This is a genomic window from Streptomyces argenteolus (assembly GCF_042902585.1).
GTDB lineage: Bacteria > Actinomycetota > Actinomycetes > Streptomycetales > Streptomycetaceae > Streptomyces > Streptomyces argenteolus.
The window spans coordinates 367,163-391,452 of sequence record NZ_JBIBEG010000003.1 but is presented as its reverse complement, the minus strand read 5'-3'; the positions used below and the strand labels follow the sequence as shown (position 1 = coordinate 391,452).

Below are 24,290 nucleotides of genomic sequence, written 5' to 3'. Positions count from 1 at the left end.
GCGGAGGAACACGTCCTCCAGGCTGGGTTCGTCGACGGTCAGGGATTCGGCGTGCAGGCCGGCGGAGGCCAGGTGAGCAGCGTCTCTCCGTCGGCTCCAGGCCGGGCGAGCCTGATGCTCACCGCGTGCGGGGCGGTTTCGTCCGTGTGGAGTTGCTCTCCCTTGGTGGCGAGCAGTTCCCGGGCCCGGCCGGCGGCGGAGGCATCACGGAATCGCAGGGTGAGGACACGGTCGCCGACCTGGTCCTTGAGGGCGTGCGGGTCGGCGGAGGCGATGAGGCGTCCGGCGCGGAGAATACCGACGCGGTCGCAGAGCTGGTCGGCCTCTTCCAGGTACTGGGTGGTCAGCAGGACGGTGACGCCGTGGTTGGCGGCGAGTGCGCGGATCTCGTCCCACAGGTCCCGGCGGCTGGCAGGGTCGAGCCCTGTGGTGGGTTCGTCGAGGAAGAGGACGTCCGGGCGCTGGACCAGAGCGACTGCGAGGTCGACACGGCGGCGCTGGCCCCCGCTGAGCTTGCCGACCGGGGTGTCCGCGAAGTCCTGCGCGTCGAAAGCCGTGAGGAGCTCGGCGCAGCGTGCGCGTGCCTGCCGGGCGGTGAGGGACTGGAGCCGTCCTTGCAGGGGCAGCAGTTCGCGGGCGGACATCAGAGGGTCGAGGGCAGTGCCTTGGAGAACGACTCCGGTGCGGCGGCGGACCGTTCCAGGGTCACGGGAGATGTCGGCTCCGGCGACCTGGGCGGTGCCCCGGGAGGGGCGGAGCATGGTGGTGAGCATGCGGACGGTGGTGCTCTTGCCTGAGCCGTTGGGGCCGAGCAAGCCGTAGACCTCTCCGGGGTTCACCTCCAGGTCGAGCCGCTGCACCGCGGGGTGTTCGGCGAAGTCCCGGCCGAGCCCGATGGCACGGATGGATGGGGTGGCGACGGTGTCCATGCCCAAAACCTACCTATCGATAGGTAGGTTTGCAAGCTGAGTCCCTCTGTTACGAGTCTCCGGTCATCAGAGGGACCCCAGCGGTGTGCCGAGTCGTTCTGAGGTCATACCCCGAGCTGCCCCGGTCCGCAGGAAGGCCAGGGCCTGCACGGAGGCGGAGGGTGTCGGCTCGCTCGTGCCGCCGGCTCGATCGTCGTGGTGATGAAGTGTCCCGAGTGGGGTCCGGACGGTTTGACGTACGGACCCCGCTCGGGACGGGAGTGTCAGCGCTTCATGAGAGCGAAGACGCCCCAGCTGAGGTACTCACGCCCGTAACGGGCGTAGTGGGCGGGCTCGGCGGTGAGTTCCTCCCGTACTTCGGGGGCGAGTTCGTCGTCCGGGTGCTCGTCGAGCCAGCGCCGCATGCTGAGCCATTGGGCCGCGGCGTAGCGGTCCCAGCTGTGCTGATCGGCCAGCATCATTTCCACGACGTCGTACCCGAGTTCCTGGAACTGCTCGATCAGAGCGGGGAGGAGCAGGAAGTCGGCGATGGAAGTGGCGTGGCATGCCTTGGCGGTCTCCTCGCCCGGCGGGGTCCGTCGCCAGAAGGGTTCACCGATCAGCATCATTCCTCCGGGGCGCAGGCTGCGCTGGAGCAGCTCGATCGTTCCGGGGACGCCATTGCCGATCCAGGTGGCGCCGACGCAGGCGGCCAGATCGACGGGCTGGTCGGCGACGTGGCCGGCGGCGTCGCCGTGGACGAACTCGACCTGGTCGGCGACGCCGAGTTCGGCGGCGCGGGCCCGGGCCTGTGCGGTGAAGAGTGTGCTGATGTCGACCCCGGTGCCCCTGAAGCCCAGGTCGCGGGCCCAGGTGCAGAGCATTTCGCCCGAGCCGCTGGCCAGGTCGAGCACCCGGGTCCCGGCGGGGAGGCGGAGGGATGCGCCCAGGGTGGCGAACTTGTCCGCGGTCAGCGGGTTGTGGATGCGGTGGTTGCTCTCGCGGATGGTGAAGATGCGGGGAAGGTCCATGACCGTGTTCCTTTCCGTCATGCCTTGAAGTGGGAGGACTGCTTGAGGGCGCGCACCTGTCGCGAGAGCTGCTTCATCGGCCGCTCCAGCTCGGCGCGCAGGCGGGCGTCGGTGCGGGCGGCGGCATAGGTGTTCTCGCGCTGCAGCCGGTGGTAGCTGTCGAGACGCCGCTGGGTGAGACGGCCGTCCTCGACGGCGGCCAGCACCGCGCAGCCCGGCTCGGTGGTGTGGGCGCAGTCCGCGAAGCGGCAGTCGCGGGCCAGCTCGCCGATCTCGGCGAAGACGTGGTCCAGGCCGTCGTCGGCGTCGTGCAGGCCGACCCCGCGCAGTCCGGGGGTGTCCAGCAGGACCCCGCCGTGAGGCAGCGGCAGCAGCTCGCGCCATGCGGTGGTGTGCCGGCCCTTGCCGTCGCTGCCGCGTACCGCGCCGGTGGCCAGGTGGTCCTCGCCGAGCAGGCGGTTGCCGAGTGTGGACTTGCCCGCGCCCGAGGGTCCGAGCAGCACGACCGTGCCCGACAGGACGGCGGTCAGAACGTCCAGGCCCTCGCCGGTGGTGGCGCTGGTGACCAGCACCTCCACGCCCGGGGCCGCCTCGGCCACCTCGGACGCCGCCGAGGCGGGGTCGGTGGACTGGTCGGCTTTGGTGAGCACCACCACGGGCGTGGCGCCGCTCTCCCAGGCCAGGGCGAGCATCCGCTCGATCCGCCCGAGCTTGAGCGGGTCGGCGAGGGAGACGATCACCGCCACGGTGTCGACGTTCGAGGCCAGTACCTGGGCGTGGGAGGTGCGCGAGGAGGTGGAGCGAACCACGGCACTCCGGCGCTCCAGCACCTCCACCACAGTGGCGGAGGTTGCCGGGCCGGCCGGCCGGACGGCCACCCAGTCGCCGGTGCAGGGCGTCAGCCGCTCACCGGTGCCTGAGGAGGGGAGGACCATCGCGCGGACGGAGCCGGTCTCGGCGACGACGTCGCACAGACCGCGCTCGGCCCGCACGACACGGCCCGGGACCAGTCCCTCGTCCCTCGACGGACGGAAGGACCGCTCACGCTCCGTGTCCCAGCCGTAGTCGACCAAGGTCGGAACGCGCGGAGGACGGGAGAGAGCAGATGGGTGTGAAGCATGTGGGTGAAACAATTGAAGAGACCCTTGAGAGGGGGTCTCGCCGGACGTCAGACGTGCCGGAACCACTCCCGCACAGGGGAGGTTGGCAGAGGAAAGGTCAGGCCGAGACCCGAGAGATGCGAACGAGTCGGGCACCGCACACAGCGGTGGTCACCACGACCGTCATCGCGCATCTCCTCCGATCTCCAAGAGTGGCCTGGTCGCCACTTCCACGGAAACCGTAGCATTTTCTGTGTACCTCTGCGTCGGCCCCGGGCAACGCGGGGGCTGTCTCATAAACAGCGCTCCAGTCATCACGGACCTTGCGCATGTCGATCCGGGGCAGGATTCCTCTCCGGAAGGCCGAACCACCCGCACCGGTCGCATGCGCACGAGCGACGCCCCTGGACGACTGAGACGATCCGACGCAGGGACGAGAACTGGGGCAGAGGTCGCCAGCTCGGGGGTCCACCGACGTCGTCGCTGTTCACCGCGATGGCGGGGCCGATAATCCGTTGACGCCCCCTCATGGGTCATTGCTACTGTCGGCCGTTCCATCGGAACTACTCGGCCCTACTGTGCCCCCGAAAGGAGTGAGTTTTGTGCCCCCGGCCCTTGCCGCGCGCGCCTCGCTGCACGGCTCCTGCCGTCCCGTCCTCCTGACCCGTCCCACGCGGACGGCTACCGGACGCGGCTTTCCGGTGCTCTGACCTGCCCACGTACCCCGTAGTCCCCCGCGCGCTGCGGCATACAGGGCGTCTTTGGCGAGGCCGCTCGGCCTGCTCTTGCTGTCATGACCGACTTCTCAGCAAGGAGCCCTCCGGGTGTCCAGTACCAACAGAACTCGCTCCAACATCCCGAACACCGCTCTGGCCGGCACTTTCACCTGTGCCTGGTGTGGCCTGACGGTATCCAACGCCGCCGGCGACGGCACACGGCGAAACCACTGCCCGTCGTGCCTGCACTCGCAGCACGTCCTCGACCATGTCGAGGGCGGCCTCAGCGCATGCCAGGGCCGGATGTCGGCGATCTCCGTCGCCGTGCTGCGTACCGGTGACTGGATGGTCATCCATCGTTGCGTGCGCTGCGACGAGCTGACCTCCAGCCCCATCTGCGCCGACGACAACCAGCTCATCTTGATGCGCATGGCCGTGCGTCCGCTGGCACAACCACCGTTCCCGCTCGAGGCATTCGGCGACCTGTAGACAGGAAGGAGAAGATTCCGTGCCGAGACGAGCGAACAACTCCGGCAGACGTACGCAGGGAACGCGGCGGCCTCAGCGACGCAAGGACGTCCTGCACCGCCAGGGAGGGCATCGGCGACACGATTTCAGGTGCGTGGGCTGCCGACTGGTTGTGTCCCTTGACGCGCCGGGCACCACCCACCGCAATCACTGTCCGAACTGCCTGGTCAGCCTGCACGTCGACCGTCGGATCCCGGGTGACCGGGCCGCGGCTTGCCGTGGACGGATGGAAGCACTGAGTATGTCCGTGCGACCCGACGGCGAGTGGATGATCATTCACCAGTGCCAGTCCTGCGGTGAGCTCAGCGCCAACCGGATCGCCGGCGACGACAACGCGCTGTCTCTGGTGCGCCTCGCGCTGAAACCGCTGCGGGACAGCAGCATCGCCCACCGAACGCTGCTCCAGCTGTGACCTGAGCCGTGCTCGCGGCGTGGAGCCGCAAGAACCGGGGCGAGCGCCGCTCTTTTCGTGCGGCGTTCTGAACCTTCCTCGCACCGGTGTGGCATCGAGGCTGCACGAAGGGGCGGAGCGTACGAGCACGTCCGCGCTCGCACGCTCCGCCCCTTCTCCAGGTCACGGAGCACCTCTTGTGCGTCGGGGCACCGTCACCCACAGGGACGAAATGCGCGGTCAACATCGACGCCCGCCAACCGGGACAGACACCCAACCTCCCGACAGGCATGGGTGCCTCCTGATAAGGCTGGTGTAGGTCAGGTGTGCGTGATGAGGAACGTGGGGCCGTCGCCGCGCCTTGCTCGTTCGATGGCGTCGAGACGGGTGAAGGCGCGCGGTGCCATCAGTTCATGCCAGGTCGCGAGGTCGTGGACGGACCACATGTCGTGCTCCGCGGGGTCGAGGCGGATCCGGCCGAGCTGTTCGGCGGTCAGCCGACCTCCGTCGAAGATGAGCCCGATCTTGTTGAACGGCAGGCTCGAACCGGCGTGCGTGAAGTGCGTGAGAAGCAGCTTCGGCGTGTCCAGACCGAGTTCGAGGCCCGTCTCCTCGACCGCCTCGCGCTGAGCGGTCTGCAGAGGGTCCTCGTTCGGGGCGTCCAAGTTGCCGCCGGGGAACTGCCAGAGTCTCGAGCCGTAGACCGAGCGGAGCTGGATGGGCCGGTCGTGCGCGTCGCGGATGTACAGGCAGCCGTACACCGTGTGGTGGGGGACGGTCTGCGCGTATTGCTCGGCTGTCATCGGCATGGGTCGGCCGGGTCGGGCGGGGCGGTGGTCGAAGGCAAGTGCGAGCACGCCGAGGGCTTCCTCATCCGGTGGGTAGATGCTGCGGAGGTTGGCGAGCAGCTCTCCGGGCAGCCCGTCCGGGTCGATGCGTGCGGTGTCCTCCGAGCGGAGCAGGTCCTCGAAGGAGGAGTACGGGGTGATCCGATGCACGATGACGTCGAGTTCCCGCCCGGTGTCCCGGTCATGGAAGACGACCGTGTCACCGACGCCGATGTCGCGCTTGTTCGGGGCGGCTACCCTCACTTCGATCGTCTTACGACCGGCTTCCACGTGGCGGTAGTACCTCCCGAGCAGGTGCATGTGGTGCTCGGGTGGTGCGTCTCCGGCCGACGGGCTCGGGACGGCCGGGATCTGCTGGGGGTCGTCGGACATACGTGCCTCCGTTTGGTCCTGTCCGTCCGTCGCGGTCTCCGGACCGGTCATGGAACGGTGGCTGCGCACTCCTGTGTCTGCCGATCGGAGCGGGTGGCGGGAAGTGGACGAGTCCGCCGGCGTGCCAGGGCAGTGCGATCGGTCCGTAGCGCGCGTGCGGCTCCTTGCGCATCAGTGATGTTGGCGCCGCCCGTGGTGGCGTGCTCGCGCAGCACGTTCCGGCGGATCACGTCCTGGCCCACGATCGCGACACCGCGGCCGTAGTGATCTCGCAGGCCCCGGGCCACGCTCGACTTGTCCGACGCCGAGTCCCCGCGAAGCACCACGAGGCGGGTGTCCGATCGTCCGGCCGCTGTCGCAGCGGGCACGCGACTGCGTGCGCTGGTCGGTGTGCCGGTCATGCGGGCCAGCCCGTCTCGCTGTAGAGCTCACCGCTCTGGATCTTCGCGATAGCCAGTCGGGTATAGGGGACGAGGTCATCGGGGAGGGCAGCTGGGTCCCAGAATCTCCACTGCAGGCACTTGTCCGGCTCGCGCAGCTTCGGTTCCCCGCGCCACGTACGGGCGCGGAAGAACAGGCCCATCCGCGGGGGGTTCCTGGGCTTGCCGATGTGGTGAACGACGTGGACGAGTTCGACGTCCTGGCGCTCGATGTGCAGGCCGGCCTCCTCCTGGGCCTCCCTGATCAGGCAGGCGATGGCGCTCTCCTGCTCGCAATGGCCGGCCAAGACGTGCCAGGTGGACGGAGCGAACGCGGAGTTGGGGTGGCGCAGTCCGAGCAGCACCGTCCCGTCGGCCCGCTCCAGATAGAGGTGGACACCGATGATGTTGGGGACCGTGCCGTGCGGCGAAGCCAAACGCTCCTCCTCGGGTTCTGGTCCGCTCTGCATCGCCGGATTGCGGGCTGCGTGGCGCCGTACGAGGTCGCTGGTGGTGTCCGCGATGCGCAGGCGGTGCAGGTCCGAGGGGGCGAACCATGCGAGCATTACCCCCTCGGTCAGATGGAGTTCGCGCGGATCACCATTCCAGCGGCCCGCGAAGATGGCGATGGGAACGGTCGCGCCGTCGTCGGCGGCGGCGTACTCGGTGCCGAACGGGGTCAGGTCGGTGAGGTCGAGGCCGGCTTCCTCGACCAGTTCGCGCCGGACGGTGTGTTCCAGGGTGGCGTCCTGAGGCTCTCGGCCGCCGCCCGGAAGGGACCACATGCCGGGCTCCCAGATCTGGCCTGGGAAGTAGTCGCGCAAGTGCAGCAGGTACTCGCCGCGGTCGTTGTGGATCAGGGCCGAGGCGTTGGCCGTCTCCGGTTCGACCTGCAGCGGGAGCTTGAGCAGCTTCTCGCGCAGGGCCGGTGAGCTCAACCGGTCCGCGGGTCGCCACTCGATGCCGCCGACTTCGTCCTCCTGAAGTACCACCGGCACCCCGGTCGAGGTGTGCAGCCGGAAGGGGAACCGGAGGTCGAAGTGCTGGTGGCCGGGTTCGCCCTTGCCCGGGTGGGCGTCGATGCCGTGGATGTCGATGTCCAGCGGCACGGTCTCGTAACCGGGCCACGCCGTGACGGCCTCGGGTGGGAGCCCGGTCTCCTCGTGCAGCTCCCGCAGTGCCACAGCGGCCAGGGAATCGTCGGTGGGCTCGGTGTGTCCGCCGGGGGCGAGGACCTTCCCGCCGGCCAGGTGCGGCACGTGCAGGACGCGGCCGAGCTGATCGACGACGATCGCGCTGCAGGTGACGTGTCCGGTGAAGGTCGAGCGGCTGGCGACGTCCTCGCCGGTCCGGTCGAGGGCGTCCAGGAGGACGCCGAGCTGCTCACGCTCGTGGGGGTGGCGTGCGAGGTAGGCATCGACGGTGGTGCGGATGTGGTGGTGCGACAAGGGCATGGGGCTACCTCGGAGGAGTGTGGAGCGAGAGGAGGCGACAGGGCGGGTTCGGGTCAGCTCAGGTGCATGCCCTCCGCAGGGATCTCCTCGATGGCGGCGGGGGAAGCGGTGGGCAGACCCCACCGCGCGCGTGCCGTGTCCACGGCGCGTTGGGCTTGCCGTGCTCCGGGCGGGCCCCAGCCCAGCAGAGCGGCTGCCTGGGCGGGGGTGGCGAGCAGGCGGGCGAAGGGATGGCGGGATCGACGGCCGCCGGTCCGACGGCGGTGACCCGAGCGACCAGGCGGAGCCGGGCGTTGGGCCCCACGCCGCCGTAGACCTTGCCGGTCTCATCCAGCACCCAGCCCAGTCGGACCGGGTCGGTCAGGGTGAGCTGGGCTTCCTCGGCTGCTTCGCGGTGCAGGGTGTCCTCGGGCGTCGCGTCGGTGCTCTCCACGGTGCCGCCGGGCAGCATCGGCAGCGCGCCCCGCGCCCCGGGGTCGGCGACCAGGACGATCCGGCCGTCGGGGACGAAGCACCACGCCCAGGCTTGCCGCACGGGCAGTCGCTCGGGGACGGGGCCGCGGTGGAGCGGGCTGTCCCACAAAGGCCGGTAGCGGACGTGGACGTCGTGCCGGTCCAGGGCGGGGACGTCGAGGATGTGCCGGCCGTCGGCGAGGTGCGCGGTGGCGGTGTTCCCCAGCCGGGCACGGTAGGCGGCGAGCATGATCCGACCGTCGACGGGACTTAGTCGCTGCACCGCGTCCCGGGTCTCCAGGAAGGCGTACTCGGACAGCTCCTCGCGCGGCAGACGGATGGCTTCCACCTGATCGGGCGTCAGGGTCCCTGCGTCGAAGACGAACCGCACCTCGCCGGGGCAGGACGAGCCAGGCTCAAGATCGGGGTGGTGCGGGGAGGAGGAATGAACGGCGAGCACGGCCGACAGGGGGAGAACCAGCCCCAGTTCCTCGGTGATCTCACGCCGGCAGGTGACGTGCGGGTGTTCGTCGGCTTCGACGACGCCCCCGGGCAGCAGCCACGAGTGGTCCTTGCGGTAGGTGGGGCGCACAAGCAGGACCCGGCCGGCCTCGTCGGTGATGATCGCGGCTGCGCCGAGCCACGCAGCGTGCCGGGCGGCGGCGTACCGCGTTGCCGACAGGACGGACTGCGAGGCAACTCGTGCTGACGGGGGGAGAGAGGAGGACATGGCTCTGCCTTTCGGTGGGGCGGGTCATGCCGTGTCGACGACGCTCGGCGAAGCAGGCTTCGGGACGCTCGGGGCCGGGGCGTACTGGGCGGCCTGTGTGTCGAACATGGCGGCATATCGCCCACGTGCGGCGATGAGGTCGTCGTGCGTGCCGTGCTCGGCGAGACGCCCTTGGTCGAGAACGTAGATGTGGTCGGCATGGCGGACGCCGGACATGCGGTGGGTGACCAGGACAACGGCCCGGTGCGGGGCGGCGAGGCGGCGGATGCGGTCGAAGGCAGCGATCTCGGCTTCGGGGTCGAGCGCGGAGGTCGGCTCGTCGACGATGAGGACGCTGTCCTCCTGCGATGTCGAGCTGCGCCAGTGGGTGCGGGCCAGGCCCACCTTCTGCCATTCCCCGCCGGAGAGTTCGATGGCTCCGCGGAACATGCGGCCGAGCATGCTTTCCAGGCCATTGGGGAGTTTGGCGGTGACGGATCCGGCTCCGGCGTAGTCGACGGACATCTGCAGGTCATGCATAGAGGCGTCGTGGCCGGGTCGGCCGATGCGGATGTTCATCGCGGCGGTCACGGGCCAGCGCTGGAAGTCCTGCGTGAGAAGCGAGACGCGGTCGAAGACCTGGGAGCGCTTCAGCCCGGAGACGTCGAACTCGCCCCACCTCACCGACCCGGCGTGAGGGAGGAGCAGACCGGACAGGATCTTCATCAAGGTGCTTTTGCCGGAGCCGTTCTCACCTACCACGGCGATGACCGACCCCATGGGGAAGGTGAGTGTCACGTCGTCCAGGGCCGGTGCGTCGCGGTCGGGGTACCGGTAGGTGACGTGTTCGAGGGAGACCTGCTCGACCTGGGCGGGGACGGGACTGCCGGTCTGGGGGATGGCGCGTTGCACAGCTTCGACCAGGAACTGTCCGTGGTCCCGGACGTAGAGGGACTCTTCGTGCAGCTGGTTGATGTTCATCACCAGGGCACCCAGGCTCGCTGACCCGGTCCGTACCGCGATTACGGCGGTGCCGGCGACGGCGAGGCTCATGTGCCCGGCCATGATCAGCCAGATCATCGTTCCGTAGGTGGCGGCCATTGCCAGTCCGGACAGTGCGGAGGCGACCCATTCGGTGACGGCCTTGCTGGAGGCCAGACGTTCCTGCTCCGCCTCTGCGCTGTCGGCCATGCGCCGGTATCGATCGAGGAGGAAGGGACCGACGCCGTGGATGCGCACTTCTTGTGAGGCGGTGCGTTCGGTGAGGAGGTTGCCGATGAGGCGACTGGCCCGCAGGTGCTCGATCCAGCTCATCACCGACACGTAGCGTTCCTGTGCCACCCGCATGGCGCCCCACCCGCGGGGTGCGGCGATGACCAGCAGCATGGGCAGCAGCGCTGGATGCAGGATGGTGAGAACGCCGGCCGTGGCGATCAGCGAGATACCGCTGTTCAACGCGGAGACACAGGCGCCGATCATGCGGCGCGCCGAGGCGGGCCCGTACTGGGCGACGTCGATCAGACGACGGAAGTCCGGGTCGTCGATGGCTTCGAGTTCGACGGAGGTGGCTGCGGCCAGGTACTGGGTGGTGGCGATCCGCTCGACCTTTGGCTCCAGACGGCCGGCCCGAGAGGTCGACCAGCCGGCCAGAGCGGAGTTGACGACGGCGACGCCTGCCGCGGCGAGCAGTCCCGGCAGCAAGGCGTGCAGCCGCTCGACAGCGTCTCCGCCCCCTAACAGCGCGTGCATGACCGAGTTGATGGCAAGCAGGCCGACCGCGGCGGCGATCCCCTGGCCGAGTTCGCTGATCGCCACTGCCACGAGCGCGCGGCGATCCGCGCTCCAGGCCATCCGCAGGGCAGCGCCGACGAGTCTGGGCATCTGGCGCAGCGCTGACCGCATGGTCAAGTCCAGGCCCGCGTGCTCATGTTGGGACCAGCCCATGTCGTAGCGCAACGGCCCGCCGAAGAGTTCGCGCTCTGCCTCGGAAACCTGGGGCTCCGCCATGCGGACCTTGCCGAAGAATCGCTTCACTCGCTGCCTCTCTGCGTCGGCCGGTTCAGAGCCCGGTAGGACGGCGGGCCATGGGTGATCATGTGGAAGATGGCGGTGGTGTGCGGGTGCCGGCCCGGCGAGGGCTTCTCCATCGACACACCGGACAAGCCCTCGTGCTTGTCCGGCCCGGCATTGTGCGGCTCGCCCGTCCACGATCGGGCGACGAGGACTGCGGTGATCCGGTCCGGGCAGTCCGCGGATTCATGGTGGTGAATGTGGCCGCAGAACTCCTGTTGCTCGGCGCTGAGGCAGACCCCCGTCTCTTCTTCCGCTTCGTGCCGCGCGGCGTGGTCGAGCGGTTCGCCGGCTTCCAGATGGCCACCGACAAAGGTGAGTTGTCCCGGTGCGAGTGCTACCCCCGGTTTGCGACGTACACACAGTCCTGCGCCGCTTGCGCGGAGCAGGACTGGGGTCACATCAGCGATCAGCAGGTGAGGGTGGCTCACAGGCGGCCCTCCTGCAGCAGGCGTTCGAGGGTGCGCCAGCCGCGTGCCGTCACGAGCGGGTCTCCGCGCCGGGGAGACCGAAGCCGAGAGCTGGCGGCGTCGATGCTGCGAGGGGCCCAGCACGCTCTCCACTCAGGCGCGGAGGGGGAGGGACGACCAGTGGAGTCCGTCATGCGAGGTACCTCGCATCCGGTCGTGCTCCGTTGGAGAGCACGGCGGCGCGGTCGGAGGCGAGGTGAAGGCTGACGCCCGAGGAGGCAGCGGTGCTTTCGAACGCAGGGTGAACGAGCGCAGGGCGGCGTACGGGATGCATGTGGGCTCCTCGGGGCGGGATGCGGACAGGTGATCGGGTAACGGCGGGTCTGCTGTCGCCGTAACGGGTGGGGGCGGGCGAAATCTGGAACCTGATTTCGAATAGCGGGCCCCTTCCTTCTGTGGTCGGGTGGGGCGGGGCGTGACGCTGTGTTCGATCACTCGTGTGGGTTGCGGTCCCTCCTGCGGGGGATTGCCTGGGGCTGCCTGGTAGGTCCGGGCGACGGCATCGCGAAGGAAACTGCGTTTCGAGTAGAAGTGTGCTCAGCCGCCCAGCCGTGACTGGCGAGGTACTCGCAGAGCCAGAAGGCGGGGCCGGCGATAGCATCAGGGAACAGTTCGCCGCCGTCGATCCTGGCCGCCCCGAGTCGGGTGCCGCCGGGGTGCAGTGCTTCGGCCAAACAGGGCCCCAGGCGTTCCAACGGATGATTACGGTGGTTGCCGGTCGGCATACCTCTTGCGGTGGCACCCGTACGAGGACGATCGGTTCGTCCGGTCGCCGTGGCGCGGCGGGGTGGAGGATGTGGACGCCGCCCAGGACGACCCAAGCTCACAGGCCGAGGGCTGATCATCGTGCACGCTGGACTCCTTCGTGTGAAGTGGGCGCCACAGGTGATCGCCCTGCTGCCCGAAGGGGCCACCGGGTCGGCCGGACATCCCCGGGTGGCTGCCTGCTCGTCGCTGCGACGTCCGGCCAGTTCGTCGGCCTGGGGTGGGCGGGTGACTCATGGTGAAGTCGGTCAGGTGATCTTGGACGAGGCTGTTGCGGATGCCCGCCTCGCCGCATGGGAGTTCGACGGTGCACGGGCCTGGCTGGAGGAAGCCCGCCGGCACCCGATGGAGCCCCTGGCGGCCGAAGTGTGGGTCACCGAACCTGCTTTCGAGCACGTTCTGCTGGTCAAGCGCCGTGTGCGCGGCTGGGTGCCGCCCGGCGGCAAGGTTGAACAGGGCGAGGCGCCGCGTGCGGCGGCGGCACGAGAGCTGCTGGAGGAGACCGGCCTGTGCAGCGAGCTGCTGCCCGAGCCCGCAGCCGTCATGGTGCGTTCCTACCGGGCCGACTGGTCTCCGACGCTGGGCCTGTCCTATGCCGCGGTCGCCGAACGTGACGTACCGCTCGCCGGGGAGCAGAACCAGCCGGCGGCATGGTTCCGTCTGGACGCCGACTGGGACAGCGTCTTCCCCGAGGATCGCGAGCGGATCCGTGCGCACGCTCGCCGCCTGGCAGCCGGCCGGGCGGTCGGCTCCCGCTGAGGAAGGCCGCCGGCCGCCGTTCACAGGACGGCCTCGATCCGATCGAGGTCGGCCGAGGGCAGGGGTGACAAGCTCAAGGTCGTGCAGGAAGCAGCACCACACCGGCTCCAGGCCGGACTCGAACTCTTCAGAGCTCAGGCACCCGTTGGCGTACGCGGCGGTCGGCACCGCGTGCTCCAGCAGCAGGTGCAGGTGGGTGACGGTCAGACCGACCTCTTCGGAGGCTGTTCCGCAATGCAGCGGGAAACCTTCCGCTACTACGCCGAGTTCCTGGCCGAGGCACGGAACCATGCCGACAGCCTGATCGAGGAGCCGTTGCGAAGGTGGAAGGGGCAGGGCGGCAGTGCAGAAGACGCAGGAACCGGGCCTTGGCCCGGAAATGCCCCGGAACAGCTGGTCAGAGGTGGGACAGCAGTGGGACCTGTCAGGAGTCGGTCTGCACCTCACCCCGTGGCTCAGATGGACGCCGGGAAGGGCGCCTGTCAGGTGAAAAGCCTGGTCAGACGCCCTTCTTTGGTGTCTAGAAGAAGCCCAGTTTCTTCGGCGAGTACGACACGAGGAGGTTCTTCGTCTGCTGGTAGTGGTCGAGCATCATCTTGTGGGTCTCGCGGCCGATGCCGGACTTCTTGTAGCCGCCGAACGCCGCGTGCGCGGGGTAGGCGTGGTAGCAGTTGGTCCACACCCGGCCCGCCTTGATCTCGCGGCCGAGACGGTAGGCGGTGTTGCCGTCACGGGACCAGACGCCCGCGCCGAGCCCGTACAGCGTGTCGTTGGCGATCTTCAGGGCCTCGTCGACGGAGTCGTACGTGGTGACCGCGAGCACCGGACCGAAGATCTCCTCCTGGAAGATCCGCATGTCGTTGGTGCCGCGGAACACGGTCGGCTCGATGTAGAAGCCGTCCTCCAGACCGCTCACCGTGCGGGCGCTGCCACCGGTGAGAAGTTCGGCGCCCTCCTTCTTGCCGATGTCGATGTAGGAGAGGATCTTCTCGTACTGCTCGTTGCTCGCCTGTGCGCCGATCATGGTCGCCGGGTCCAGCGGGTCGCCGCTGACGATGGCCCGGGTCCGATCGATGCAGCGAGCCATGAACTCCTCGTACATCGAGGAGTGGACCAGAGCGCGGGACGGAGACGTGCAGACCTCGCCCGAGTTGAGGGCGAACATCACGAAGCCCTCGACCGCCTTGTCCAGGAAGTCGTCGTCGGCGGCCATCACGTCCGGCAGGAAGATGTTCGGGCTCTTGCCGCCGAGTTCCAGTGTGACCGGGATGATGTTCTCGCTCGCGTACTGCATGATCAGGCGTCCGGTCGTGGTCTCCCCGGTGAAGGCGACCTTGGCGACGCGGGAGCTGGACGCGAGGGGCTTGCCCGCCTCCACACCGAATCCGTTGACGACGTTGACCACACCGGGCGGCAGCAGGTCCGCGATCAGCTCGACGACCAGCAGCAGGCTGACAGGGGTCTGTTCGGCCGGCTTGATGACCACGCAGTTGCCCGCGGCCAGGGCCGGGGCCAGTTTCCACGTGGCCATCAGGATGGGGAAGTTCCACGGGATGATCTGGCCCACCACGCCCAGCGGTTCGTGGAAGTGGTACGCCACCGTGTCCGCGTCGATCTCGGCGACGCTGCCCTCCTGCGCGCGCACCACCCCGGCGAAGTAGCGGAAGTGGTCGATCGCCAGGGGGATGTCGGCGGCCAGCGTCTCGCGGACCGGCTTGCCGTTCTCCCAGGTCTCGGCGACCGCGATCCTCTCCAGGTTCTCCTCGAGCCGGTTCGCGATCTTGTTGAGGATGTTGGCGCGTTCCGTGGCAGAGGTGCGGCCCCAGCGGTCGGCCGCCGCATGGGCCGCGTCCAGGGCGAGTTCGACGTCGGCGGCGGACGAGCGGGCGACGTCGCAGAAGACCTTGCCGTTCACGGGGGACGGATTGCCGAAGTACCGGCCCTCGACCGGGGCGACCCAGTCCCCGCCGATGAAGTTGTCGTATCGCGGGGCGAAGGCGACGATGCTGCCGTCCGTTCCGGGCTGCGCGTACACCATGGCGGCTCTCCTCGGTGACGTGAAGGGTGAGTACGGTGCCGCGACGGCCGCGCCGCCGCAGTGCGCCCCACCCTGGCCCCCGAAGGTTGGCGCGAGGTTGGCGTCCGCGGCCGGGGAGGCGTGGTCGGCCGTCACCGGACCCGGCGGCCTCCCCTGCGGCTACAGCCAGTCGTGTTCGCGGGCGTAGCGGGCCGCTTCGTGCCGCGTACGGGTCTGGGTCTTCTGCATCGCGTGGGAGAGGTAGTTGCGCACGGTGCCCTCCGCGAGGTGGAGCTGGCCGGCGATGTCGGCGACCGAGTACCCGTGGCCGGTGGCCCGCAGCACGTCCACCTCGCGGTCGGTGAGAGGGCAGTCGTCGACGAGGGCCAGCGCGGAGACGTCCGGGTCGATCCACCGCCGGCCCGCGTGCAGGGCCTTGATGACCGACGTGATGTGGTCCGGGTCCGCCGACTTGCTGACGAAGCCCTGCACCCCCAGCTTCAGGGCCTTGCGGAGCACCCCGGGTCTGGCGTGGCGGGTCAGCATCAGGATCACCTGCTCCGGCAGTACGTCACGGATCCGCGTGACCGCACCGAGCCCGTCCACGCGGGGCATCTCCAGATCGATGACGAGTACGTCCGGGCGGTGCCGCAAGGTGGCCCGCACCGCGGCCTCACCGTCGTCGGCCTCGGCGAGCACGGTGATCTCTCCCTCCAGCGGGAGCAGCGACGCGAGGGCCTTGCGGAGCAGTGCCTCGTCGTCGGCGAGTACCACGGTCGTCATGGGGCGTCCTTACGCGTTGTCAGGAAGGGGTGCCGGAGCGCAGGTGCGGGAACGCGGCGGCCGTCAGGAAGCGGCCGTTCCGCTGCTCCACCGTCAGTTCTCCACCGCTGTCCGCCACACGTTCCCGGAGAGCGGCGAGGCCTCGCAGTTCGGGGAGCGGCGTGTCCGGCACGCCGTCGTTGACGACGGCGATGCCCGAGTCCGAGAGAGTGATCCACACCTCGTCGGCCTGTGCGTGCCGGAGGATGTTGGTCGTCGTCTCGCGGAGCACCTGGCCGAGCAGGTCGCCCGGGTGGCCGTCGAACCCGGCCGCTCGGTCGAGGTGCACGCGGATGCTCGCGGCCTCGAAGAGGTTCTTGGCGTTCTCCAGTTCCGCCGAGAGATTGAGCCTGCGCTGTGCGTAGGCGAGTTCCTTGGTCTGGGTGATGGTGTCGGCGACCAAGGCGTGCACCTCCCGCAGCTCCTCCTCCACACGCCCGACGTCGGTGTGCAGCAGCCTCTGCGCGAGTGCGATCTTCAGCTTCACCACGTGCAGGGTGTGGCCCTGGATGTCGTGCAGGTCGCTGGCGAACCGTATGCGTTCCCGGGCGACCGCCAGCTCCGCCTCCCGCTCACGGGACTCCTCCAGGTCCGCCACGACGTCGTAGAACCGCTTGTTGGGGAACATCAGCCCGGTCAGCGCCGCGGTGACGCCCACGGGGACGATGAGGTACGTGATCAGATAGCCGGTGGTGTAGCCCTCGGTCAGCAGCTTCGCCACGCCCGTCGCGGCGACGAAGGCCGACAGCAGCACCGCGGCCGCACCCCGGCGGCGTGGCAGCTGTGGAATCACGTGGGCGCCCACGAAGGAGATGCCGTAGAACGCCGTACCGCTGTCGATCAGCAGTGCGCCGACCGGCCACACCGGCGCGGCCACGGCCAGGCAGGGGAGGGCCACACGCGAGAGGCCGCCCGCCGCCCACCGCGCGAAGGCCACCAGGGCCGCCGCCACGCCCAGACCCAGGACGACGGCGTGCCACCAGGTCCGCGAGTCCATCGCCACCAGCAGCACGCCCGTGGCGGCGATCAGCGGGAACAGCATGACGAGATTGAGCCGGTGCAGCCGCCCTCGCGCCTGCTCGGGGGGAGCGGACACCGCCCGTGCCGGCGTCACCGGCCGGCTCCCGACTGCCGGGACGGCAGGACGGGCGGGGGACTGGTGTGCATGATCAGCTCTCCCGGATCGAACGGAATGATGTCCAGTATCGAGCCGCCACCCCGCCGCCACCAGTGACACCGTGTCATGCGGTCGGGGCGAATCGTGTCACGCGTGGTGATGACGCGGTGGCACTGCCGACGTGCGTCGTCCCGGCCGAGGATCGGCGCCATGACCACTGGACCTGTCATCGACGTCGACCGCCTGCATGTCACCTACGGTGACTTCCACGCCGTGAAGGACCTCTCCTTCCAGGTGGGACGCGGGGAGCTCTACGCACTGCTCGGCACGAACGGGGCGGGCAAGACCTCGACCCTGGAGATCATCGAGGGGCACCGCACGGCCACGTCGGGCACGGTGCGGGTCTTCGGGCACAGCCCGCGTGACCGGCGCGCCGTACGGCCCCGGATGGGCACCATGCTCCAGGAGAGCGGGTTCTCGCCGGACCTGACCGTGCGGGAGACGGTCCGGCTGATCGGAAAGCTCACCCGGCGCACGGACCGGGCCGACCGTGTGCTCGGCCTCATGGACCTCACACGCAAGGCGGGCACGAAGGTCTCCCAGCTCTCCGGAGGGGAGAAGCGGCGCCTGGACTTCGCCACCGCCGTGTACGGGTCACCGGAGCTGATCTTCCTCGACGAGCCGACGACCGGACTCGACATCCAGTCCCGGGACGGTCTGTGGGACGTCGTGGACAAGCTGCGCGACGACGGAACCACCGTCGTCCTCACGACGCACTACCTGGAGGAGGCGCAGCAGCGCGCCGACCGCATCGGGCTCATGCACGAGGGAGCCCTCCACCTGGAAGGGACCGTCTCCGAGCTGACGCGGACGCTCCCCGCCGTGATCCGCTTCTCCCTCCCGGCCACCGCGCCGGCGCTGCCGCTGCCCGCCGTTTCCGAGGGCGAGGGGACGTTCCGCATCGAGACCGCCGATCTCCAGGACGACCTGTACCGCCTGCTCCACTGGGCGCGGACCGAGGCGGTGCGACTGGGTGACCTCGCATCGGGGCCGACCCGGCTCGACGACGTCTTCCGCGCCATCGGCAGCCACTGACCCGCTCCTCGCCCACGGACCCCGCAAAAGGAACTGCACCATGCTTGCGATCGCGCTCAGCGAAGTGATCCAGATCTTCCGGAACCGGCTTGCGCTGGTCACCAGCTTCATCATGCCCGTGGCCGTCTGCGCGTTCTTCATCAGACAGCACGAACAGTTCGCGGCACTGGGGAGCCTCGGCTACATCGCGGCGGTGGTGGTCTTCACCGTCGGGGCGTTCGGCCTCTACACCGGCACGGTGACCACGCTGGCCGCCCGCCGGCAGAACCTCTTCCTGAAGCGGCTGCGGTCCACCGCGGCCGACGACGTGGGCATCCTCTGCGGGCTGCTGCTGCCGATCAGCCTCATCGTGCTGGTCCAGATCGTCGCGATCCTGGGCGTTCTGGCCATGGTCACCGGTCTGCCTGCCGACGTCCTGCTGCTCTCGGCCGCGGTGCTCCTCACGCTGGTCATGATGCTCGGCCTGGGACTGGCCACCGCCGGACTGACGAACTCGCCCGAACAGGCGCAGATCACGACGCTGCCGGTCAGTCTCGGAGTCGTCGCCGTCGTCAGCTGGGTGGGAATCGCCGGCACCGACGATCTCACCCTGCTCAAGCGTCTGCTCCCCGGGGGAGCGGCCACCGAACTCGTCGGCAACGCCTGGCACGGCGGCGTCCCCGTCGCGGACTCCTTGGTCCTGCTGGCGCCCATGGCCGGCTGGATCGTCGTCGCCGTCGCGCTGGCCGCACGGTTCTTCCGCTGGGAACCGCGCCGCTGAGCTCTCGCGGGTCTACCGCGCGCAGGCCAGCCGGCCCGCCGCGATCGCCCGACGCGCGTCGTCCGGGCCGAGCAGGCGCAGCGCGTGCTGGTGGACCTCGGCGTCGTACGGAGCCCGTTCGCCGTGGAGCAGGGCGTGTTCGGGGCGGTCGCTCGTCAGGACCGCCTCGCGCACGGCGACCTCCAGATGGGTGCGCCACTCCTCGATGCCCGGGGCCTGGGACCGGGGGAGCAGCGGGCCGCGGTACAGGCGCAGCGCGGTGTCCGCGTCTCCGCCGCGCAGCGCACGCAGGACGTCGACGGCGTCGCAGGAGACCGGCGCGGTGAGCGCGTAACGGCGGGTCGCCACACCGCCGCCGAGTGCTCGGCGCAGGTGGGAGATCTCCGCCTTGAAGGTGGAGGCCGTCACGGGCCGGTCGCCGTACAGGGCGTCGCGCAACCGCTCCGGCGTGTACCCCGCTGGTTCCAGCGCCAGCAGGGTCAGGATCTCCAGCTGCCGGGGGCGCAGCCTCAGCCCGTCGCCCGCGCGTACGGCGGTCCCGGTGCCCAGACACGTCAGGCGAAGCGGGGGAGCGTCCTGCGGGAGAGCGGCGGGCGCCCCGGTGCGCAGACCGGCCTCCACGGCGGACACGAGGCCGCGCACGGTGGCCATGGCGAGCGGATGCGAGCGGTCCCATGTCGTGGACAGGTCCAGGACACCCAGGACACGTCCGTCGGGGCCGTGGACGGGGGCGCAGTAGCAGACCCAGCCGTGCAGCGCCGTCACCAGGTGCTCGGCGGAGAACACGGTACTGGGGCGGCCGGTGCGCAAGGCCAGCGACAGGGCGTTGGTGCCCATGGCCTGCTCGTCCCACCGCCCGCCGGGAGCGAAGTTGACCCGTTCCGCCCGCCGCCGCATCGTCCGCCCGCCGCACGTCCACAGAATCGTCCCGGAGGCGTCGGTGACCGCGGTGACGAAACCGGCATCGTCCGCGACACTGCGCAGCTCGTCCGCGAGCGCGTCGACCGGCCCTCGCAGGGGGGAACCGCTCCACCGATGGTCCACCGCGCCGTCGGCGGTCTCGGGGGCGCTCGCCCGCGCCGGGTCCACGCTGGCCAGCGAACGGGCCCAGGACGCGGTCACCTCATGGCTGAGGACGCGGCCGGCCCGGGGAAGCGGGCCCGGGGCCTTCAGGTGCGGAATCAGGCGGGACCACTCGCCCTCCAGCGTGGCCCTGCGCTGCGCGAGGTCACCACTCCGTGACATCTCGTCCCCCATCGTCTAACGGGCACCACCGCCGTGGTCCGAGGGAAGGCACGGACCAGCCCGGCCCGGCCTTCGACGTGCCGCCAGTGTGCCGGTGGGCCCCGCCGTATGCCATGGTGGCGTACGTACCCGGGTACGGGCTCGCGTATACGGCGCTCCGCGTGCGCCCGTGGAGGGCACTACCCGGGCCCGGAAGGCGGCTTCGGGATCGGTCGTGTCGCGTCGTCAGTACCGACGAGCGTCTGTTGTCGCCGCGCGACCGTCCAGGCGCCGTGCCCGCAGCGCGGGTCATCCGAGGTCCGAGAGTCATCCGAAGCGTGAGCGTGCTCCCGGGCTGCCGGCCCTGAAGCGTTGGCCTGCTGCGATCTCCTCGCCGACCACGGACCAGATGGTCTCGTCGTCCTGGAACGGGAACGGGTCGATGCTGGTCGTCTCCTCGCGGATGCACTCGACCTCCCGCTCCAGGCGTTCGAAGCCGGCTTCCTCGTCGTCGTCGTCGCCGCTGAAGGTGAACTCCTCCAGCAGGCGCTGGAACCGGAAGGTGACCTGGACGAGGGACGAGACGTCCGTGTGGAGTCTCCGTGCGCGCTCCTCCTCGAGGCCGAAGGCGTACACCGCGCCTGAACCCGGAGCGAGAGCGAGGTGCGCGTCGAGGAGCCACCCGATGACAGGCCAGTCGCCCGCGCCCGCAGGGGCGTCCTCAAGGGTCTCGGCGTGGACGAGGTCCTTGACGAGCGGCAGGCGACCGCAGTCGTCTCCGGGCACACGCAGCCGGAGCGTCCCGGAGGGGACGCCGACCGTCTGCAGGAGGCGTGCGCCCTCGGTGTCCGCGACGCGGGGCGCGAAGGCGCCGGCGGGCAGGGTCGTGAGCCGGTCCTCGTCGAAGACGGCGGCGAGTGCACTGCGGGAGATGTCGAAAAGCACTACCGGGACTCCGAACTCGGGGGCGGTACAGGCCGGTCGGCAGTCACAGAACCCTCTGATCGGTGTCTGTCCGCTGCTGCAGACCGAACGACGAATCCGAGGTGAGTCGCCCGACGAACGTGGCGAAATCCGTTGCCAGGGGCAGTTCCGTGCGGTCGTCTGCGTCGAACCACGTCACGGACGGCTCGCCGCGGGCCCCGCACCTCCGGTAGTCGAGAGCGACCCAGGAGTGCCCGTCTCCGGAGAGCAGGACCAGAGCCGGTGGCAGGCCCCACTCCTCGATCAGGTACGCCGAGTCCAGCAACGACAACCGGCCCTCGTGACGTCCGATCCCCATCAGGGCGTCGAGCGGAACGTGGTTCTCGCTCCACGACGTCGGCTCATCCGTCGGGAACGCGTTCCACGCATCCGCCACCGGACCGCCGTTCTGGACCCGCAGGATCTCGAGCAACGAAGCCGGCAGGCGGACACCGAGCTGACCCTCGGCGTCCAGGACAGCCGCGTCGGTCAACGGCGGCTGCACCCCGTACGTCCCCTCGCCCCAGAACGTCGCCTTCACCTCATCGAACACGGCCATGAGCGCATTCTACGGACTACACCACGACGCCCCCGGGGCTGCCAGGGCGCGGCCGGTAGCGATCAGCCGAGGTGGCGCCCGCCACCGGTGCCCCCCGGTGCCGACCGGAGCGATGGTGAACCAGGCCGTCGGGCCCTTCGGCGTACCGTCCTCCTCGCGCCGGACCGGCCGGCCGGACCTACTGGCACGTGCGCTCGTGACGCCCTGCCGTGGCGCGCACCCGTTCCGCCGCCGGTAACGCCCGGGCGCCCAGGGTCCAAGGGCCTTCGCGTCTCGTCAACTGGACGCGCAGCGCGGGTACGTCACCCTCCACGGAGTGCGAAATGCCCTGGTCAGAACCATAATTGGAGGCAGGGGGACCACCCCGAGGAGTCGCCATGCCGATGCTTCTGATCCGAGGCTTCTACGACGTCAAGGGCTCCCAGCCGGACGGGGACACGGTGGCTTTCACCGCCGGCGACCCCGCCGAGTGGGACCTCGTGGGCGGTGGGCTCGGCCGCGCCGTCGACCACAGCGCCACCGGCCGCGCGAAGCTGCGGCTGGACGCGATCGACGCACTGGAGACGCACTACGGTGCCAACCGTGTCCACCAGCCCCTGCAGTTCGCCCACGCCGCACGTGAGGAGTTGCTGAGCTGGATCGGTTTCACCGAGGTCCGGCGTGAGGGCGAGAGCGTGAGGGCCACCACCCCGGACACGGTCCCCGGCTTCGTCCTCACCCGAGGCACCGACGTCCACGGCCGGTGCATCGCCCTGGCTGGTCGGGGCGCACCCCCTGGCGACAGTGGCCGGGAGATCGACGTCGACCCCGCGGTGCTGAGGACGACGCTCAACCACCACATGCTCGCGGTGGGGCTGGCCTACCCGACGTTCTATCGCAGCCTGTTCACCAGCCTGCGCGCCGAGATGACCACCACGTCCGCGCAGGCGCGGACAGAGGGCCGGGGCCTGTGGGCCAGCGATGACACCCTGACCGGAGTGAAGGTGGCCGGCTTGTCCACCCTGACGGACGAGGCCGTGCTCCTGCCGAAGCTCTTCCGCCGCCTGGTGGACTACCTGAACCTCGGCACGCCGCCGCTCGCCTGTTTCCCTGCCTTCCTGGCGGGCGTGGGGGACCGCTTCTCCATCCTGTCCACGGGCGAACGCTGTGTGGGACTGCACCGGGCCGTGGAAACCACGAACGACGCTGCCGTGCGGATGATCCGCCCGCCCGAGGATCTGCTGTTCGAGGACTCCTGAGACTCCTGAGACGGGAAGGCCTCGCTCAACCGGCTGGCACAAGGCCCGCTGAGAGGCCGTCCCGGCGGGCCTGCGAGCAGCGAGGCGTCGTCGCGGTCCAGGCGCGCGGGCCACAACGCGGTCCAGGCGCGCGGGCCGCAAGCGGACGGACTCCTCGTCGGGCCGCGAGCGGACTCCTCGCCGGCGAAGGCCTGCGGCACCAAGGGTGCGGCCGCCTCAGCGGCGGTCGGTGCGACCGGTCCCCGGCACGGACGTGGCGGATGGCATGGGCGGCAGGCCTGCCGCGAGATCCGGCAGCAGGACGGGCTCCAGCCTGACTCGCTCCCGGCGGGTGAGATACCGCCTGAGCTCCGGCGGCTGGTATCCGGTGTCACGCTCGTAGCGCTCCTTCGCCGGTACCGTCAGAAACTCGTTCCCGTCGGGCTCGTTCCTGTCGTTCACCGCGCTGCCCAGCGGCCGGTGGTAGGCCTTGGCCAGCCGGTACATGCGCGTCCGGGACTCGTGCAGCTCACCCGCGCCGACCGGTTCGACCCGGAAGTCGACGCTCCTGCGCGGCGCCATCTCCTCCGGCCCGGCCGCGCTGAGCGCCTCCTCGTCGAACTCCAGTCCGTAGCGCCGGGCCTGGTCGACCATCCACAGCAGCGCGATGTCGGACAGCCCCGCCTCCTTGTACCCGCCACCGACATCGCAGTGCACCCCGGCGAACCAGGCCTGCTTCAGCTCCTGTCCCTGCCGGGCGGCGTCGGGCCGCTGATGCCAGAGCGCCGGCCGGAACGCCGAACGCTTCTCGTCGATCGCCAGCGCGTGGAACGCCCCCTCGACCCAGCCGCTCAGCTCGGTGTCATGGAACGCCCAACGACGGTTGAACCCCTTCACCGCCGCCTGGAGCGGTGCCGCGTCCGGCAGGGGTATGCCCAGCGCACCCACGGTGTCCCACACCCCGATGAAGCGAATCCCCGTCTCGTGGGCGTACGAACGGCGGAACAACGTGGACGCCGCGCCGTTGGGATGCTCGGTCCGGTCGCGGTAGAGCGACCACGCCGCCTGCGTCCGATCGGCGTGTTCCCGCCGGAGGATGCCACTGTTACGCACCAGCCCCGCCAGGCTGCGGGCGGTGAACGCGCCCCGGCTGAAGCCGAGGAGGAACAGTTCGTCGTCGGGCTCGTACGTCTCGACGAGGAAGCGGTAGGCGTCGGTGACATTGCGCGAAAGCCCCGCACCGAAGGCGCCGCCCCGGAGTCGCTCCCCGTGCTGGGTACCGACTCCGCTGTGGTAGTAGACCCGTTGGTCCTTCCCGCCGGCAGTTCCCTGACGCACAGTCAGAGCCGTTTTGGCGACGTTCGTCTTGCTCGGCTGGTCGGCGAAGTTCCATGTGCCGTCACAACAGACGACCAGACGCTTGGCCATGACCATCCCTCCTCGCGAGAGCGTGGAGTGGCATTGAGGCGTAAAGCACCACTTCCATGGTTCCACCACCCGCAGGGCCCCGCCATCCGTGCGGG

Annotated in this window: 21 protein-coding genes; 6 read left to right on the top strand and 15 right to left on the bottom strand. The window is 69.8% G+C overall.

Going from position 1 to position 24,290, the window contains the following annotated elements; all coding sequences use genetic code 11:
- Window positions 1-38: 38 nt before the first annotated feature.
- From ACFY8O_RS14320 to rsgA, 3 genes are all read right to left on the bottom strand, one after another.
- Window positions 39-929: an ABC transporter ATP-binding protein gene (locus tag ACFY8O_RS14320; protein ID WP_387901838.1), complete on the bottom strand. Its 891-nt coding sequence runs from the start codon at window positions 927-929 to the stop codon at window positions 39-41.
- Window positions 930-1,192: 263 nt separating this feature from the next.
- Window positions 1,193-1,939, bottom strand: a complete 747-nt coding sequence (locus ACFY8O_RS14315; RefSeq protein WP_387901835.1) for an SAM-dependent methyltransferase — start codon at window positions 1,937-1,939, stop codon at window positions 1,193-1,195.
- A gap of 17 nt (window positions 1,940-1,956) precedes the next feature.
- Window positions 1,957-3,012: a ribosome small subunit-dependent GTPase A gene (gene rsgA / locus ACFY8O_RS14310; protein WP_387901833.1), complete on the bottom strand. Its 1,056-nt coding sequence runs from the start codon at window positions 3,010-3,012 to the stop codon at window positions 1,957-1,959.
- Between the two features lie 851 nt (window positions 3,013-3,863).
- Here rsgA and ACFY8O_RS14305 point away from each other — a divergent pair.
- Together ACFY8O_RS14305 and ACFY8O_RS14300 are read left to right on the top strand one after the other, a co-directional pair.
- A complete protein-coding gene (locus ACFY8O_RS14305; RefSeq protein ID WP_387901831.1) occupies window positions 3,864-4,244 on the top strand; it encodes an RNHCP domain-containing protein in 381 nt (126 codons plus the stop codon).
- 19 nt (window positions 4,245-4,263) lie between these two features.
- Window positions 4,264-4,695 (top strand): RNHCP domain-containing protein, encoded by a 432-nt coding sequence (locus ACFY8O_RS14300; protein WP_387901830.1) that lies wholly within the window; start codon window positions 4,264-4,266, stop codon window positions 4,693-4,695.
- 299 nt (window positions 4,696-4,994) lie between these two features.
- Here the strand turns inward: ACFY8O_RS14300 and ACFY8O_RS14295 are convergent, their stop codons facing one another.
- The 5 genes from ACFY8O_RS14295 to ACFY8O_RS14275 form a co-directional block, all read right to left on the bottom strand.
- A complete protein-coding gene (locus ACFY8O_RS14295) occupies window positions 4,995-5,894 on the bottom strand; it encodes an NUDIX domain-containing protein (protein WP_387901827.1) in 900 nt (299 codons plus the stop codon).
- Window positions 5,895-6,291: 397 nt separating this feature from the next.
- Complete coding sequence (locus tag ACFY8O_RS14290) at window positions 6,292-7,767, bottom strand: NUDIX domain-containing protein (protein ID WP_387901824.1); 1,476 nt, start codon at window positions 7,765-7,767, stop codon at window positions 6,292-6,294.
- A 58-nt stretch (window positions 7,768-7,825) separates the two neighbouring features.
- A complete protein-coding gene (locus tag ACFY8O_RS14285; RefSeq protein WP_387901821.1) occupies window positions 7,826-8,950 on the bottom strand; it encodes an NUDIX hydrolase in 1,125 nt (374 codons plus the stop codon).
- 24 nt (window positions 8,951-8,974) lie between these two features.
- The gene (locus ACFY8O_RS14280; protein WP_387901819.1) at window positions 8,975-10,963 is read right to left on the bottom strand and encodes an ABC transporter ATP-binding protein; all 1,989 of its coding nucleotides are present in this window, start codon (window positions 10,961-10,963) and stop codon (window positions 8,975-8,977) included.
- Window positions 10,960-11,430, bottom strand: coding sequence for an NUDIX domain-containing protein (locus ACFY8O_RS14275; protein WP_387901816.1), 471 nt, complete (start codon window positions 11,428-11,430; stop codon window positions 10,960-10,962). Before ACFY8O_RS14275 ends, ACFY8O_RS14280 begins: the two co-directional genes overlap by 4 nt.
- Window positions 11,431-12,354: 924 nt before the next feature.
- Between ACFY8O_RS14275 and ACFY8O_RS14270 the strand changes: the two genes are divergently transcribed.
- Window positions 12,355-12,993, top strand: coding sequence for an NUDIX domain-containing protein (locus ACFY8O_RS14270; RefSeq protein ID WP_387901813.1), 639 nt, complete (start codon window positions 12,355-12,357; stop codon window positions 12,991-12,993).
- Between the two features lie 520 nt (window positions 12,994-13,513).
- Here the strand turns inward: ACFY8O_RS14270 and adh are convergent.
- From adh to ACFY8O_RS14255, 3 genes are all read right to left on the bottom strand, one after another.
- Window positions 13,514-15,031 (bottom strand): aldehyde dehydrogenase, encoded by a 1,518-nt coding sequence (gene adh / locus ACFY8O_RS14265; RefSeq protein WP_145805437.1) that lies wholly within the window; start codon window positions 15,029-15,031, stop codon window positions 13,514-13,516.
- A gap of 159 nt (window positions 15,032-15,190) precedes the next feature.
- Window positions 15,191-15,793: a response regulator transcription factor gene (locus ACFY8O_RS14260; protein ID WP_145805435.1), complete on the bottom strand. Its 603-nt coding sequence runs from the start codon at window positions 15,791-15,793 to the stop codon at window positions 15,191-15,193.
- A gap of 19 nt (window positions 15,794-15,812) precedes the next feature.
- Window positions 15,813-16,946 (bottom strand): sensor histidine kinase, encoded by a 1,134-nt coding sequence (locus ACFY8O_RS14255; RefSeq protein WP_387901809.1) that lies wholly within the window; start codon window positions 16,944-16,946, stop codon window positions 15,813-15,815.
- Window positions 16,947-17,159: 213 nt separating this feature from the next.
- Between ACFY8O_RS14255 and ACFY8O_RS14250 the strand changes: the two genes are divergently transcribed.
- Window positions 17,160-18,044, top strand: coding sequence for an ABC transporter ATP-binding protein (locus tag ACFY8O_RS14250; RefSeq protein WP_387901806.1), 885 nt, complete (start codon window positions 17,160-17,162; stop codon window positions 18,042-18,044).
- Between the two features lie 40 nt (window positions 18,045-18,084).
- Window positions 18,085-18,804 carry an ABC transporter permease gene (locus ACFY8O_RS14245; protein WP_387901803.1) on the top strand — a complete coding sequence of 240 codons (720 nt, stop codon included), beginning with the start codon at window positions 18,085-18,087 and terminating at the stop codon, window positions 18,802-18,804.
- 12 nt (window positions 18,805-18,816) lie between these two features.
- Here ACFY8O_RS14245 and ACFY8O_RS14240 read toward each other — a convergent pair whose 3' ends face one another.
- The 3 genes from ACFY8O_RS14240 to ACFY8O_RS14230 form a co-directional block, all read right to left on the bottom strand.
- On the bottom strand, window positions 18,817-20,049 hold the full coding sequence (locus ACFY8O_RS14240; protein ID WP_387901800.1) for a GAF domain-containing protein: 1,233 nt from the start codon (window positions 20,047-20,049) through the stop codon (window positions 18,817-18,819).
- A 306-nt stretch (window positions 20,050-20,355) separates the two neighbouring features.
- Window positions 20,356-20,973 (bottom strand): SUKH-4 family immunity protein, encoded by a 618-nt coding sequence (locus ACFY8O_RS14235; protein ID WP_387901797.1) that lies wholly within the window; start codon window positions 20,971-20,973, stop codon window positions 20,356-20,358.
- 43 nt (window positions 20,974-21,016) lie between these two features.
- Window positions 21,017-21,550, bottom strand: coding sequence for an SMI1/KNR4 family protein (locus tag ACFY8O_RS14230; protein WP_145805425.1), 534 nt, complete (start codon window positions 21,548-21,550; stop codon window positions 21,017-21,019).
- Between the two features lie 377 nt (window positions 21,551-21,927).
- On the opposite strand from ACFY8O_RS14230, the gene ACFY8O_RS14225 reads away from it, so the two are divergent.
- A complete protein-coding gene (locus ACFY8O_RS14225) occupies window positions 21,928-22,788 on the top strand; it encodes a nuclease (RefSeq protein WP_387901794.1) in 861 nt (286 codons plus the stop codon).
- 216 nt (window positions 22,789-23,004) lie between these two features.
- Here ACFY8O_RS14225 and ACFY8O_RS14220 read toward each other — a convergent pair whose 3' ends face one another.
- Complete coding sequence (locus ACFY8O_RS14220; RefSeq protein ID WP_387901791.1) at window positions 23,005-24,195, bottom strand: DUF2235 domain-containing protein; 1,191 nt, start codon at window positions 24,193-24,195, stop codon at window positions 23,005-23,007.
- Window positions 24,196-24,290: the final 95 nt, after the last annotated feature.

What these genes read in the sequence shown, in the direction of transcription:
- ACFY8O_RS14320 (WP_387901838.1), bottom strand. Translation starts at nt 929, where the DNA reads ATGGACACCGTCGCCACCCCATCCATCCGTGCCATCGGGCTCGGCCGG.
- ACFY8O_RS14315 (WP_387901835.1), bottom strand. Translation starts at nt 1,939, where the DNA reads ATGGACCTTCCCCGCATCTTCACCATCCGCGAGAGCAACCACCGCATC.
- ACFY8O_RS14295 (WP_387901827.1), bottom strand. Translation starts at nt 5,894, where the DNA reads ATGTCCGACGACCCCCAGCAGATCCCGGCCGTCCCGAGCCCGTCGGCC.
- ACFY8O_RS14290 (WP_387901824.1), bottom strand. Translation starts at nt 7,767, where the DNA reads ATGCCCTTGTCGCACCACCACATCCGCACCACCGTCGATGCCTACCTC.
- ACFY8O_RS14285 (WP_387901821.1), bottom strand. Translation starts at nt 8,950, where the DNA reads ATGTCCTCCTCTCTCCCCCCGTCAGCACGAGTTGCCTCGCAGTCCGTC.
- adh (WP_145805437.1), bottom strand. Translation starts at nt 15,031, where the DNA reads ATGGTGTACGCGCAGCCCGGAACGGACGGCAGCATCGTCGCCTTCGCC.
- ACFY8O_RS14260 (WP_145805435.1), bottom strand. Translation starts at nt 15,793, where the DNA reads ATGACGACCGTGGTACTCGCCGACGACGAGGCACTGCTCCGCAAGGCC.
- ACFY8O_RS14250 (WP_387901806.1), top strand. Translation starts at nt 17,160, where the DNA reads ATGACCACTGGACCTGTCATCGACGTCGACCGCCTGCATGTCACCTAC.
- ACFY8O_RS14245 (WP_387901803.1), top strand. Translation starts at nt 18,085, where the DNA reads ATGCTTGCGATCGCGCTCAGCGAAGTGATCCAGATCTTCCGGAACCGG.
- ACFY8O_RS14240 (WP_387901800.1), bottom strand. Translation starts at nt 20,049, where the DNA reads ATGTCACGGAGTGGTGACCTCGCGCAGCGCAGGGCCACGCTGGAGGGC.
- ACFY8O_RS14230 (WP_145805425.1), bottom strand. Translation starts at nt 21,550, where the DNA reads ATGGCCGTGTTCGATGAGGTGAAGGCGACGTTCTGGGGCGAGGGGACG.
- ACFY8O_RS14225 (WP_387901794.1), top strand. Translation starts at nt 21,928, where the DNA reads ATGCCGATGCTTCTGATCCGAGGCTTCTACGACGTCAAGGGCTCCCAG.
- ACFY8O_RS14220 (WP_387901791.1), bottom strand. Translation starts at nt 24,195, where the DNA reads ATGGCCAAGCGTCTGGTCGTCTGTTGTGACGGCACATGGAACTTCGCC.